This is a genomic window from Micromonospora sp. NPDC048907 (genome assembly GCF_055586885.1).
Genome location: NZ_JBVJHI010000002.1, coordinates 887936 through 900974, shown reverse-complemented (window position 1 = coordinate 900974; position 13039 = coordinate 887936). Strand labels below are relative to the sequence as shown.

Sequence of the window (13039 nt, the reverse complement as noted above, 5' to 3'; positions counted from 1 at the left end):
ATGCACCTGGCCCACTATCTCGGCCTGCTGCACAAGGCCCAGGAGCGCCTCGGCGACGCGTTCACCGAGGTGGGGAAGGCGCACGGGGACGAGCCGGACGTCTTCCACACCTGCGAGAAGCTGGCCAAGCAGTGCCGAACCCACGCCGAGAAGCTGGCCCCCTTCGCCCGCCGGTACGCCGAGGAGGCCCCGGCCGAGCCGGACCGGCTGCACGCCGAGCTGTTCTCCGGCACCCGGACCGGGCCGATCGGGCTGCTCCGCGACCTCCAGGACCTCTATCTGATGGCCGCCCAGTGCGACATCACCTGGACGGCCGTCGGGCAGGCCGCGTACGGGGCCCGGGACGAGGACCTGCTCGGAGTGGTCAAGGCGTGCGAGCAGGAGACCGCCGTCCAGCTCAAGTGGCTGCGCACCCGGATGAAGCAGGCCGCGCCGCAGGCGCTCGTGGTGGCCTCCTGACGGCCCGGTCGCGTTGATCAGGCGGTGCGGCGTACCCCGTCGAGGACCAGGCCGCTGGGCGGCAGGGCGGGCATCCGGCCGAGGTCCAGCGCCAGGTCCTGCGGCGGCACCCGGTAGCTCATCGACCCGGTGAGGTTGCCGACCGCCCGCTTCATCAGCTCGATCGTGATCCACTCGCCGGCGCAGCGGTGGCCGGTGTCGTGGTCGCCGCCGCCCTGCGGGACCAGCTGGAACGGGTCACCCCGCCAGCCGTCGAAGCGCTCCGGCCGGAACCGCTCCGGCTCCGGCCAGAGCTCCGGGTGGTGGTTGGTGCCGTAGAGGTCCAGCAGCACCCGCCGACCCTGGGGAAAGGCGTAGCCCCGCCACTCGAACGAGCGCCGGACCCGGGCCGCGGCCACCGGGAAGAACGGGTAGTAGCGCCGTACCTCCTGCACGAAGCTCTCGGCCGCCGCGTCGTCGCCGCGGACCCGGTCGCACCAGTGCGGGTGGTCGTGCAGCGCCAGCGCGCAGAACACCACGAAGCGGTCCACCGCGACGGTCGGGCGGAGCACGTTGAGCAGCTCCACCGCCGCGATCCGGCGGGGCAGCGGCATCCCCAGCTCGTCCCGGTACCCGGCGACCACCCGCAGTGCGCTGCCCTCCGGCGCCGGCAGCGCGCCGGCGCGCACCCGCTCGATCACCTCGCCGGCCCACCGTTCGGCGCGGCGGCGGCCGAGCCGGCCCCGCCAGTGCCCCGGACCGACCACGGCCGGCCCCTCGATCATCGCGTGCATCTCGGCGGTCCGGCGGGGCACGTCGGCGTCGGCCAGCGGCACCCCGGCCCAGGCCCACACCGCCCGGGTGAGCATCCGGCCCACCTCGTCGTAGAGCACCACCGGCCCGGACCCGGCCCACGCCGGGATCCGGGCCCGCCACTCGTCGTCGAACAGCTGCCCGAGGTGGCGGATCGCCGCCGGGGTCATGATCGACATGAACATGGCCTTGCGCCGGCGGTGCGCCTCGCCGTCGAGGCCCTGGACACCGCCCACCCCGGTCAGCGTGCGCTGGGCGCGCATCGGCAGGGCGCCCCGCCGGACGAAGCGCTCGTTGTCGTAGAACAGCTCCGCCGCCGGGCGGCCCCGCAGGCAGATCGTCGGTTCCAGCAGCAGCCGGGTCTGGAGGATGTCGGTGCCGAGGCGGTCACACCGCGCGCCGATGAACCGGTAGCCCTCGCGGAGGAACGCGAGCGTGCTCTCCGGGCTGCGGTCGCTGGGGATGGCGCTCATCGGCTGCTCCTGACGCGGCTCGGCGACCCTGTGCGGTCGCTGCGCTACCTACCCGTGCCGGCGCGGGCAAATCCTCACCCGCGACCCGTCACCTCGGGCCGGTGTGGGCGGCGCCGGTCGCCGCCGGGAGGGGGCCGGCGGCGAGCGCGGGAGCTGGCCCCTCCCAGGACGCGGAAAAGCTGGTTCGCTTCGGTGCGGGGCCGGCGGCGGCCGGCCCCGCACCCGCCGGCGGGACTTCCGGCGGGTGCGGTCACCGGCGACGGGGAGGACGGATGCGGGACAACAGGGCGGCACACTGGCGGCACCGGCGGGCGGTGACCGGGCTGCGGCGCGGCGACCGGGAGGAGCCGCTGGTCGGGCCGCCCCGGCGTGCCACGGCCCGGCCGCCCCGGCACTTCACCGTGCACCTCGGCTTCGAGGCGGCCGACCCGACGATCGCGCGGGAGTTGGCCGTCGCGTACGCCGAGGCGCTCGGCCTGCTCCGCCCGGAGCTGGCACTCGGCGCGGCGGCGCTCTCCCCGGCCGACGCCTGGCACCGCGCGGAGCGGCTGTTCTGCGGGGCGGTGGGCCCCGACGGCGAGCACTGCGCGGACGTGGCCGGCCATCCGGGCTTCCACCACGCGCCCGGCCCCGGCGGGCTCGGCTGGGGCGACGGTGACTGAGCGCGCGGGCTCAGTCCAGATCGAACTCGCCGTCCTGGGCGCCCGCCACGAACGCGTCCCACTCGTCCTGGGTGAAGACCAGCACCGGCCCGTCCGGCTCGGCCGAGTTCCGCATCCCGATCAGGTCGCCGACGAAGGCCACCTCGACCGCACTGTCGGACGTGTCGCCCTCGGCCCGCTGCCAGACGGCCTGAGACAGGTCGAAATCGCCCTTGGGATGCTGACCCATCGTTGTTCCTCCATCGCCGTACGTATCGGGGGAGCCCGCTCGGGCCCCATCGGGCAGGATAAGCGGATGCCGAGCCTGACCCGTGTAGAGGCGACCGCGCGTGGCGCGATGATTACCGTCGAGTCCTACCAGGTGGACCTCGACCTGACCGGCGACGCCGAGCGCTTCCGCTCCGCCGTCACCATCCGGTTCCGGGCGACCCCCGGCGCCGAGACCTTCGCCGAGGTCAAACCCCTCCGACTGCTGGGGGCGCGCCTCAACGACCGGGACCTCGACCCGGCCCTGCTCGACGACAACCGCCTGCCGCTGACCGGGTTGGCCGAGACCAACACGCTGACCGTCAGCGCCGAGATGGCCTACTCGAACACCGGCGAGGGGATGCACCGCTTCGTCGACCCGGCCGACGGCGAGACCTACCTCTACGCCATGTCCTTCCTGGACGACGTGCAGCGCATCTTCGCCGCGTTCGACCAGCCCGACCTCAAGGCCCCGGTGACGCTCGCGGTGACGGCGCCTCCGGAGTGGACGGTGGCCGCCAACGGCCAGGTCGCCGACCGGCCGGCGCCGGGGCGCTGGGAGTTCGCGCCCACCGCGCCGCTGGCGACGTACTTCGTCAGCCTGATCGCGGGCCCCTGGCACGTCCGGCAGGACGAGCACGACGGCATTCCGCTCGCCGTCTACTGCCGGAAGTCCCTCGGCGCCCACCTGGACGCGGACGCCGACGAGATCTTCACCGTCACGAAGCAGTGCCTCGACCGGTTCCACCAGCTCTTCGCCGAGCGCTACCCGTTCGGCAAGTACGACCAGGCGTTCGTCCCCGAGTTCAACGCCGGCGCCATGGAGAACCCGGGCCTGGTGACCCTGCGCGACGACTACGTCTTCCGCTCGGCGGTGACCGACAGCCAGCGGGAGCTGCGGGCCACCACCATCGCGCACGAGATGGCGCACATGTGGTTCGGCGACCTGGTCACCATGCGCTGGTGGGACGACCTCTGGCTGAACGAGTCCTTCGCGGAGTACCTGGGCACCCGGGTCACCGCCGAGGCCACCCGCTTCACCGGGGCGTGGACCACCTTCGCCATGCGCCGCAAGGCCTGGGGATACGCGGCCGACCAGCGGCCCTCCACCCACCCGGTGGCCCCCGAGGAGGTGGCCGACTCCGACCAGGCGCTGCTCAACTTCGACGGCATCTCCTACGCCAAGGGCGCCAGCGTGCTGCGCCAGCTGGTGGCCTGGGTCGGCGACGAGCCCTTCCTGGCCGGCCTCAACGCGCACTTCGCGAAGCACCGGTTCGGCAACGCCACCCTCGCCGACCTGCTCGAGAGCCTCAGCGCCGCCAGCGGGCGCGACCTGGCCGACTGGGCCGAGCGCTGGCTGCGCCGGCCCCAGGTCAACACGCTGCGGATGGAGACCGCGGTCGACGCCGACGGCCGCTGGAGCGACGTGGCGGTGGTGCAGACCGCGCCCGAGACCCACCCGGTGCTGCGGCCGCACCGCATCGGCGTGGCCCGGCACGCCCCCGACGCCCCGGTGCAGCGGGTGGAGGTCGACCTCGACCCGGCCGCCGACCGGGGCCGCACCGTGCTGGCCGAGCTGCTCGGCCAGCCGGCCACCGGCCTGCTGCTGCCCAACGCCGGTGACCTCACCTTCGCCAAGATCCGGCTCGACCCCGCCTCGGCCGACGCGGTGCCGATGGTGCTCCCGGGGCTGGCCGACCCGCTGGCCCGGGCACTGCTCTGGGGTGAGGCGCTGGACGCGGCCACCGACGGCGAACGGCCGGTGACCTCGGTCGTCGCGCTCATCGAGGCGGCGCTGCCGGCCGAGACCGAGGTGATCATCGCGGAGGACGTGCTCACCCTCAGCCGCACCCTGGTCGACCGCTACCTGGACCCGCTGGCCCGCGACGCGGCCCTGCTCCGCGTCGCCGGCGCCTGCGCCACCCTGCTGGCGGGTGCCCCGGCCGGCGGCTCGCTCCAGCTCGCCGCGGCCCGGGGTCTGATCGGCGCCACCGCCGACACCGGGCTGCTCGCCGGCTGGCTGGCCGGCGAGGGCGTGCCGGAGGGGCTGGCGGTCGACGCCGACCTGCGCTGGGCGCTGCTGCGCCGGCTCGTGGTGCTCGGCGCGGCCGGCGAGCCCGAGATCGCCGCCGAGTCGGCCGCCGACCGCAGCGCCACCGGGGCCGAGCGGGCCGCGAGTTGCCGGGCCGCGCTGCCCGACGCCGACGCCAAGCGGGCCGCCTGGGAGATCGTCACCCGCAACACCGACCTCTCCAACCGGCTCGTCGAGGCGACCGCGGAGGGCTTCTGGCAGCCCGAGCAGGCCGAGCTGACCGCCGGCTACGTCGAGCGCTACTTCGCCGACATGCCGGCCGCCGCGCGGCTGCGTACCCCCTGGACGGCGGACCGGGTCGCCAGCCTGGCCTTCCCCCGCTACGCGGTGGCCCAGACCACCCGGGAGCTGGCCGCGGCGCTGCTGGCCCGCGACGACCTCACGCCGGGGCTGCGCCGGCGGGTCGTCGACCTGGACGACGACCTGCGCCGGGCCCTGGTCGCCCGGACCGCGGTGGCCGCCGCGGGCGCCTGACCCGGTGACCGCGCCGGGCGGGGTGTGCGACCCCGTCCGGCGTGGTCCGTGGGACGCCCGGCGGCCCCGCCGGACCGCGGGCGTGGCCCGGCCTACGATCGCGGGGTGGAGGAAGACATCCGGCGAGTGGGGATCATGGGCGGCACCTTCGACCCCATCCACCACGGGCACCTGGTGGCCGCCAGCGAGGTGGCGGACCGGTTCGGCCTGGACGAGGTGGTCTTCGTCCCCACCGGGCAGCCGTGGCAGAAGGCGGACGAACCGGTCAGCTCGCCCGAGGACCGCTACCTCATGACGGTGATCGCCACGGCGTCGAACCCCCGCTTCCAGGTCAGCCGGGTCGACATCGACCGGGGCGGCCCCACCTACACGGTCGACACGCTCCAGGACCTGCACGACGAGTACGGCCCGAAGGTGCAGCTCTTCTTCATCACCGGCGCGGACGCCCTGGAACGCATCCTGTCCTGGAAGGAGGTGGACCGGATGTTCGAGCTGGCCCACTTCATCGGGGTGACCCGGCCGGGCTTCGAGCTCTCCGACAAGCACCTGCCCGCCGACACGGTGAGCCTCGTGCAGGTCCCGGCCATGGCCATCTCCTCGACCGACTGCCGCGCCCGGGTGGCCCGGGGAGAGCCGGTCTGGTACCTGGTGCCCGACGGTGTGGTGCAGTACATCGCCAAACGGCGGCTCTACCAGCGGTAAATCCGCCCGGAACGTTCGCCTTTGTCCGCGTAATCGACCAGAACTGACAAGTCGTCGCCCGCCCGGGTGTGAGAGGCTTGGTAAGTCGCACGGTTGATCGAAGGAGAACGGTGACAGTTTCGGAACGCGCTCACGAGCTGGCGATGGCTGCCGCCCAGGCCGCGGCCGACAAGAAGGCGCAGGACATCGTCATCATCGACGTGGGCGACCAGCTCGCGATCACCGACGCGTTCCTGCTGGCCGCCGCTCCGAACGAGCGGCAGGTGCTCGCCATCGTCGACGCCATCGAGGAGCGCCTGCTGGAGCTGCCGGAGAAGGCCAAGCCGGTCCGCCGCGAGGGCGAGCGGGGCGGCCGCTGGGTGCTGCTCGACTACGTCGACATCGTGGTCCACGTGCAGCACACCGAGGAGCGCGAGTTCTACGCCCTCGACCGGCTCTGGAAGGACTGCCCGCAGATCCCGTTCGTGGACCGCGACCTCGCCGACTCGGCCGCCAGCAGCGCCGCCGCGGAATGACCCGACTGATCATCTGGCGGCACGGCAACACCGACTGGAACGCCGCCAGCCGGGTCCAGGGGCAGACCGACGTGCCGCTCAACGACCTCGGCCGGGAGCAGGCCCGGGTCGCCGCCCCCGTGCTGGCCGCGCTGCGCCCCGACGCCATCGTCGCCAGCGACCTGCGCCGGGCCGCCGACACCGCCGCCGCGCTCGCCGCGCTCACCGGCCTGCCGGTCCGCTCCGACACCCGACTGCGGGAGCGGCACTTCGGCCAGTGGCAGGGCCTCGCCCTCACCGAGGTCGCCGAGCGCTTCCCCGACGAGTACGCCCGCTGGCGCGCCGGCGACCCCGACCCCGGTTCGGGCATCGAGAGCCTCGACGACCTGGGCCGGCGGCTCGGCGCCGCGTTCCAGGACGCGGCCGACCTGGCCGCCGGCGGCACCGTGGTGGTCACCACCCACGGCGGCGGCGCCCGGCAGGGCGTCGGCCACCTGCTCGGCTGGGACCACACGGTGCTGCGCAGCCTCGGCTCGCTGGCCAACTGCCACTGGACCGAACTGCGCCACGACGACGTCCGGGGCTGGCACCTGCGCGCACACAACGTCGGGCTCATCACCCAGCCCGCCCTCACCGACGCGGTCTGAGCCGTTCGGCCCCGGCGCGCCGCCGTGACATCGGCTAGCGTGCCGGGCATGCCCGTCGCGGTCGTCACCGACTCCACCGCCTACCTGCCGCCCGAGCTGGTCCGCGCGCACCGGCTCACCGTCGTCCCGCTGACCGTCGTGCTCAACGGCGCCGAAGGCCTGGAGGGCGTCGAGACGTTCCCGGAGGACGCCACCCGCGTCCTCAGCGGCCGGCGGGTCACGGTGAGCACCTCCCGGCCCGCCCCGGAACAGTTCGCGCAGGTCTACCGCGACCTGCTCGCCGCCGGCGCCGACGGCGTCGTCTCGGTGCACCTCTCCGCCGAACTCTCCGGCACCGTCGAGGCCGCCCGGCTGGCCGCCGCCGAGGTCGGCGACGACCGGGTCACCGTGGTCGACAGCCGCTCCACCGGGATGGGCCTGGGCTTCCCGGTGCTCGCCGCCACCGCGGCCGCCGCGCGGGGCGCTGACCTCACCGGAGTACGCCAGGCGGCGCTCGACGCCGTCGACCGCACCACCATCTACTTCTACGTCGACACCCTGGAATTCCTCCGCCGAGGCGGCCGGATCAACGCGGCCGAGGCGCTGCTCGGCACCGCCCTCTCGGTCAAGCCGATCATGCACATGCCCGACGGCGCGATCGTCGTGCGGGACAAGGTCCGCACCGCCAGCCGGGGCATCGCGCGCCTCGTCGACCTCGCCGTCGAGGCGGCCGGCGACGCCCAGGTCGACCTCGCCGTGCACCACCTCGCCGCGCCGCAGCGGGCCGAACAGCTGCTGGCCGCGCTCACCGAGCGGCTGGGCGACCGGCTGCACGACACGTACGTCTCCGAGGCCGGCGCGGTGATCGCCGCCCACGCCGGCCCGGGCCTCGCCTGCGTCGTCCTCCACCGCCGCCCGTGACCGCGCTCGCCGTCGCGGCCGCTCCCGTGGTCCTCGCCTTCGCCGGTTCCGTGGTCCCGGCTTTCGCCGGTCCCGTGGTCCCGGCCTTCGCCGTCGGGTGCGCCGGTCGGGTCGGCGTGGCCAGTGCCGTTCTCGGCCGGGTCGGCGCCGGCGCCGCCGCGCCCCGGGTGGTCCGATCTTGGCGAGTTCCCGTTCCTGGCGATCGGCAACTCGCCAAGATCTCCGGGGCTCGGGGGGTCGGATGAGCGTTCGGTCCCATGTGGTTACCGGTGGGGGGCGGGGCGTCGGCCGGGCGATCGTCGAGCGGCTGGCCGCCGACGGTGACACCGTGGTCGTCGTCGAGCGGGACGAGGCCGCGCTGGCCTGGCTGGCCGGGCACCCGGCCGCCGACCGGCTGCGCGCCGTGGCCGGCGACGCCGCCGACGAGGAGGTCACCGCGCGGGCCGCCGACCTGGCCGAGGCGGCCGCTCCGCTGGCCGGCTGGGTCAACAACGCGGCCGTGTTCCGGGACGCCGCCCTGCACCGCGCGCCGGCGGGGGAGGTGTTCGACCTGATCGCCGCCAACCTGCGCCCCGCCGTGGTCGGCGCCGGCACGGCCGTACGCCGGTTCCTCGCCGCCGGCGCCGGCGGTGCGATCGTCAACGTCTCCTCCCACCAGGCCGGCCGGGCGGTGCCGGGCGCCCTGCCGTACGCCACCGCCAAGGCCGCCGTCGAGGGGCTGACCCGGGCCCTGGCCGTGGACTACGGCGGCCGGGGGATCCGCACCAACGCGGTCGCGCTCGGGTCCATCCACACCGAGCGGCACGCCGCCTTCCTGGCCGACCTGGATCCGGCCGAGGCGGACCGGGTCGAGGCGGAACTGGCCCGGCTGCACCCGGTGGGCCGGACCGGGCGTACCGGGGAGGTGGCCGACGTGGTGGCCTTCCTGCTGTCGGCGGGGGCGGCCTTCGTCAACGGGGTGACCCTGCCGGTCGACGGGGGCCGGGCGGCGCTCGGCCTGGACCCCGAGGCGCGGTCGGCCTGGTGACCCTGCTGCTGGACGTCGGCGGGCGCGCCGGGTCCGGCCCCGGAGGCAGATCGGGCGCTGTGGATCACCCGCGATCGTCCTGGTGCACGACACCCGCTTCGCCCGTGGCCAGTGGCAGCCGCGACTGCCCGCCCTCGCCGCCGAGTTCCCGTCGCGGGCGTCGACCTGCCCGGGCACGGCAGCCGCGCGGCCGAACCCTGGAGCCTCGACCGGGCCGCCGACATCGTGGCCGAGGTGGTCCGCGACCTCGACGCCGGCCCGGCCCTGGTGGTGGGGCACCCCCTCGGCGGGTCGTAGCGGGCTGAGCACCTCGGCGTCGATCATCCTCAACGAGGCGACCGGCCCTCGTAGCTCCCGTAGCACAGATGGAGGTGGTTTCGGGGGTTGTCCACACGGCCGTTCGTCGTCCACAGGCGAGCGCCGACGTCCGCGCCGAGCCCGGGGTGGCGCCGTAGCTTCCAGCCGTGCCAGACGACGAGGAGACGACGGTACGGCGGCGGCTGTCCCGGCTGTTCGAGCCGGTCGACGGTCTCGCCCCGCCCCGCGGTGCCGCCATGCCGGCAGAGGGTTCCCGGCTCGGTCCGGATCTCGACCCTGACCTGCCGTGGGCTGCGCGGGCTTCCTCCTCTGCCGATCCGCGACCCCTCGGGGCGGTCGCGAGTCCGGTTCCCATTCGCGCGTCCGGCCGCGCGCCCGAGCCGGTCCGGCTGGCCACGGACCCTGACCCCGGCGAGAGGTGGCCGCTGACAAGCCTTTCCGGCGAGGCCCTGCCGGCCGAGGGCGAAGGTGGCCGACGCGGGCACGAACCTGGGGGCGCTGCCGACGATGCCGGGGTACGGCCTCCTCTGGCGTCCCGGCTGCCCGGGCCGGGTGCCTTCGATCCGGGGCGGCGGGGTGTCCGGGCCCTTGCCGCCGTGGCGGTCGTCGTCGTGCTGGTCGCCGGAGTCTGGGCCTGGCGCTCCCGGCCACAGGCAGAGCCCGTCCGTCCGGCTGCGGCGGTCGGCGCACCGGAAACCTCCGTGCCGGCGCCCACCGCCTCCACCGGCCAGGTGGTGGTGGCGCTGGCCGGCAAGGTCCGCCGCCCCGGCCTCGTCCGACTCCCGGCCGGCGCACGGGTGGCCGACGCCATCGAGGCGGCCGGCGGTGTGCTGCCCGGCGTCGACGTGGCCCTGCTCAACCCGGCCCGCAAGGTCACCGACGGCGAGCTGATCCTCGTCGGCGTCGCCGCCCCGCCCGGCCAGGCCGCCCCACCCGGACCGGCGGCCGGCGGCGGTCCCGCAGCCGGTGGCGCGGCGCAGGGAAGCGGCCCGGTCAACCTGAACACGGCCACCCTGGCCCAGCTCGACGCCCTGCCCGGCGTGGGTCCGGTGCTGGCTCAGCGGATCCTCGACCACCGTGACCAGCACGGCGGCTTCCGGTCGGTCGCCGACCTGCGCCAGGTCGACGGCATCGGCGACGCCCGGTACGAACAGCTCAAGGACCTGGTGACGGTGTGAGCGACCGGCGCATCACCCGGTGGGTGCAGGACCTGGGCAGTCCAGGCGGACCGGAGGCCGGAGGCGGGGGCGCGACGGTCGGCGACGTGCCCGACCTGCGGCTGGCCGGGCTGGCCGTCGCCGCCTGGCTCGCCGCTCTCGCCGGTCTGCACCTCACCGCGGCGGCAAGCGTCCGGCTGGCCGCCGTCGCCGCCGTCCTGGCACTGCTCACCGGCGCGCACCTGTGCGGCCTGCTCGGTCGCCCGGCCGCCTCGGTCCGCCGCTACGGCTGGATCGCGGTCGCCGTGCTGATCGGCGTGGTCTGCGGCGCGACCGCCACCGGCGCCCGCCTCGCGGTCCGCGACGCCGGCCCCGTGCGGGCGCTCGTGGCGGAACGCACCCTGGTCACCGCCGAGCTGGTCGTCCGGGACGACCCGCGCCCCGTCCGGGGAGGCGCCGGCCGCCCGGCCACCCTGCTGGTCCGGGCCGATTTCACCCGCCTCACCGACCCCGCCGGCCGCCAGGTCACCGGCACGGTGCGCGGCCTGGTGCTGGCGAGTGACCCGGCCTGGCGCTCGGTGCTGCCGGGGCAGCGGGCGACCGTGCGGGGGCGGCTGTCGGCCCCGCGCGGCGGGGACCTGACGGCGGCGGTGCTGTCGGCCACCGGGCCACCGAAACGGCACGGTGCGGCCCCGTGGGCGCAGCGGGCGGCGGGCGCGCTGCGCACGGGGCTGCAGCGGGCCTGCGCGCCGCTTCCGGACGCGCCGGGTGGGCTGCTGCCCGGTCTCGTGGTGGGGGACACCAGCCGGCTGCCGCCGGAGGTGGAGGAGGACTTCCGGGCCACCGGCATGACCCACCTCAACGCGGTGTCCGGGTCCAACGTGGCCATCGTGGTCGGGGCGGTGCTGCTGCTCGCCCGCTGGGCGCGGGCCGGTCCGCGGACGGCCGCGGCGCTGTGCGTCCTCGCCCTGGCCGGGTTCGTGATCCTGGTGCGGCCGTCGCCGAGCGTGGTGCGGGCCGCCGCGATGGGGGCGATCGGGTTGGCGGCGCTCGCCACCGGGCGGTCCCGGGCCGCGCTGCCCGCCCTGGCCGCCGCGGTCACCGTGCTGGTGCTCGTCGACCCGGAGCTGGCCGGCGACCCGGGGTTCGCGCTCTCGGTCTGCGCCACCGGTGGACTGCTGCTGCTCGCCCCCGGCTGGCGGGACGCGCTGCGCCGGCGGGGCGTACCGCCGGGAGCGGCCGAGGCGCTGGCCGTGCCGGCGGCCGCACAGCTCGCCTGCGGTCCGGTGATCGCGGGGATCTCCGGGACGGTGAGCCTGGTCGCCGTGCCGGCGAACCTGCTGGCCGTGCCGGTCGTCGCGCCCGCCACCGTGCTGGGCGTGACGGCGGCGGTGCTGTCGCCGGTGTGTCCGGCCGGTGCCGAGTTCGCCGCCTGGCTGGCGAGCTGGCCGGCCCGCTGGCTGGTGGCGGTGGCCGCGCAGGGTGCCCGGCTGCCCGCCGGGACGCTGCCCTGGCCGGGTGGGGTGACCGGCGCCCTGCTGCTGGCCGCCGTCAGCGTGGCGCTGCTGGTGGCCGCCCGGCGCCCGGTGGCCCGGCGGCTGGTCGCGGTCGTCGTGGTCGCGGTGGTGCTCGGCACGCTGCCCGTCCGGCTGCTCGCGGCCGGCTGGCCGCCGCCGGGCTGGGTGATCGTGGCGTGCGCCGTGGGGCAGGGGGACGCCGTGGTGCTGCCGGTGGCCCCGGGTCGGGCGGTCGTGGTCGACGCGGGCCCGGATCCGTCCGGCGTGGACGGCTGCCTGCGCCGGCTCGGCGTACGCGAGGTGTCGTTGCTGGTGGTCAGCCACTTCCACGCCGACCACGTGGGCGGGATCGCCGGGGTGTTCCGGGGCCGGCGGGTGGCGGCGGTGGCGACCCCGCAGTGGACCGAGCCGCCCTACGGGGTCGCCCAGGTGCGTGACGCGGCGCGCCGGGGCGGGAGCGGGCTGGCGCCGGTGCCGCCCGGCTGGCGCTGGCGGGCCGGGGCGGTCGACCTGGTGGCCGTCGGGCCGCCGTACCCGCTGCGCGGCAGCCGGTCGGACCCGAACAACAACTCGCTGGTGCTGGCCGCCACCGTGCACGGAGTGCGGATCCTGCTGCCCGGTGACGCCGAGACCGAGGAGCAGCGGGCGCTGCTGGAGACCGTGCCTTCCGGCGCCCTCCGGGCCGACGTGCTGAAGGTGGCCCACCACGGGTCGGCGTACCAGGATCCGGAGTTCCTCGCCGCGGTCCGCCCGGCGGTCGCACTGGTCTGCGTGGGCACCGGCAATGACTACGGGCACCCCAACCCGGGCCTGCTGGACCGGCTGACCCGGGCCGGGGCGCGGGTGCTGCGCACCGACACCGACGGTGACGTCGCAGCCGTCCGCAGCGGTGCCGGGCTGGCGGTGGTCGCCCGGGGGACCGCTCCGGGGCGGCGGCCGTGAGACCCCTTCGGGATACCGCCCGACCATCGAGGGGGCTTGTTGGTATAGCTGGTAGATCGACTCGAATGTCGGGATTTGCGCTGACTGCGGGCTCTGCCGTCACAGTCCTCGATGAGCAGGCACGATCCGGTCGGGGG

13 protein-coding genes are annotated in these 13039 nt (G+C 75.8%); 11 read left to right on the top strand and 2 right to left on the bottom strand.

Features of this window, described 5'->3' with window-relative positions; all coding sequences use genetic code 11:
- Positions 1-459, top strand: a complete 459-nt coding sequence (locus ACZ6PY_RS09330; RefSeq protein WP_466070682.1) for a hypothetical protein — start codon at positions 1-3, stop codon at positions 457-459.
- Between the two features lie 17 nt (positions 460-476).
- Here the strand turns inward: ACZ6PY_RS09330 and ACZ6PY_RS09325 are convergent, their stop codons facing one another.
- Positions 477-1724, bottom strand: coding sequence for a cytochrome P450 (locus ACZ6PY_RS09325; RefSeq protein WP_466070680.1), 1248 nt, complete (start codon positions 1722-1724; stop codon positions 477-479).
- A gap of 272 nt (positions 1725-1996) precedes the next feature.
- On the opposite strand from ACZ6PY_RS09325, the gene ACZ6PY_RS09320 reads away from it, so the two are divergent.
- The gene (locus tag ACZ6PY_RS09320) at positions 1997-2386 is read left to right on the top strand and encodes a hypothetical protein (RefSeq protein WP_466070678.1); all 390 of its coding nucleotides are present in this window, start codon (positions 1997-1999) and stop codon (positions 2384-2386) included.
- A gap of 10 nt (positions 2387-2396) precedes the next feature.
- Here the strand turns inward: ACZ6PY_RS09320 and ACZ6PY_RS09315 are convergent, their stop codons facing one another.
- Positions 2397-2615 carry a DUF397 domain-containing protein gene (locus ACZ6PY_RS09315; RefSeq protein WP_262282035.1) on the bottom strand — a complete coding sequence of 73 codons (219 nt, stop codon included), beginning with the start codon at positions 2613-2615 and terminating at the stop codon, positions 2397-2399.
- A gap of 66 nt (positions 2616-2681) precedes the next feature.
- Between ACZ6PY_RS09315 and pepN the strand changes: the two genes are divergently transcribed.
- From pepN to ACZ6PY_RS09270, 9 genes are all read left to right on the top strand, one after another.
- Positions 2682-5198, top strand: a complete 2517-nt coding sequence (pepN, locus tag ACZ6PY_RS09310; RefSeq protein WP_466070676.1) for an aminopeptidase N — start codon at positions 2682-2684, stop codon at positions 5196-5198.
- Positions 5199-5303: 105 nt separating this feature from the next.
- Complete coding sequence (gene nadD, locus ACZ6PY_RS09305; RefSeq protein WP_262282037.1) at positions 5304-5900, top strand: nicotinate-nucleotide adenylyltransferase; 597 nt, start codon at positions 5304-5306, stop codon at positions 5898-5900.
- A gap of 110 nt (positions 5901-6010) precedes the next feature.
- Entirely contained in the window at positions 6011-6415 is a 405-nt protein-coding gene (gene rsfS, locus ACZ6PY_RS09300; protein WP_262282038.1) for a ribosome silencing factor, read from the top strand.
- Entirely contained in the window at positions 6412-7041 is a 630-nt protein-coding gene (locus ACZ6PY_RS09295; protein WP_466070674.1) for a histidine phosphatase family protein, read from the top strand. Before rsfS ends, ACZ6PY_RS09295 begins: the two co-directional genes overlap by 4 nt.
- 48 nt (positions 7042-7089) lie before the next feature.
- Positions 7090-7941 (top strand): DegV family protein, encoded by an 852-nt coding sequence (locus ACZ6PY_RS09290; RefSeq protein WP_466070673.1) that lies wholly within the window; start codon positions 7090-7092, stop codon positions 7939-7941.
- A gap of 241 nt (positions 7942-8182) precedes the next feature.
- Entirely contained in the window at positions 8183-8968 is a 786-nt protein-coding gene (locus ACZ6PY_RS09285; RefSeq protein WP_466070671.1) for an SDR family NAD(P)-dependent oxidoreductase, read from the top strand.
- 57 nt (positions 8969-9025) lie between these two features.
- On the top strand, positions 9026-9265 hold the full coding sequence (locus tag ACZ6PY_RS09280; RefSeq protein WP_466070807.1) for an alpha/beta fold hydrolase: 240 nt from the start codon (positions 9026-9028) through the stop codon (positions 9263-9265).
- A gap of 257 nt (positions 9266-9522) precedes the next feature.
- The gene (locus ACZ6PY_RS09275) at positions 9523-10464 is read left to right on the top strand and encodes a ComEA family DNA-binding protein (protein WP_466070805.1); all 942 of its coding nucleotides are present in this window, start codon (positions 9523-9525) and stop codon (positions 10462-10464) included.
- An 86-nt stretch (positions 10465-10550) separates the two neighbouring features.
- Positions 10551-12902 carry a ComEC/Rec2 family competence protein gene (locus tag ACZ6PY_RS09270; RefSeq protein WP_466070803.1) on the top strand — a complete coding sequence of 784 codons (2352 nt, stop codon included), beginning with the start codon at positions 10551-10553 and terminating at the stop codon, positions 12900-12902.
- The last annotated feature ends 137 nt before the right edge of the window (positions 12903-13039 follow it).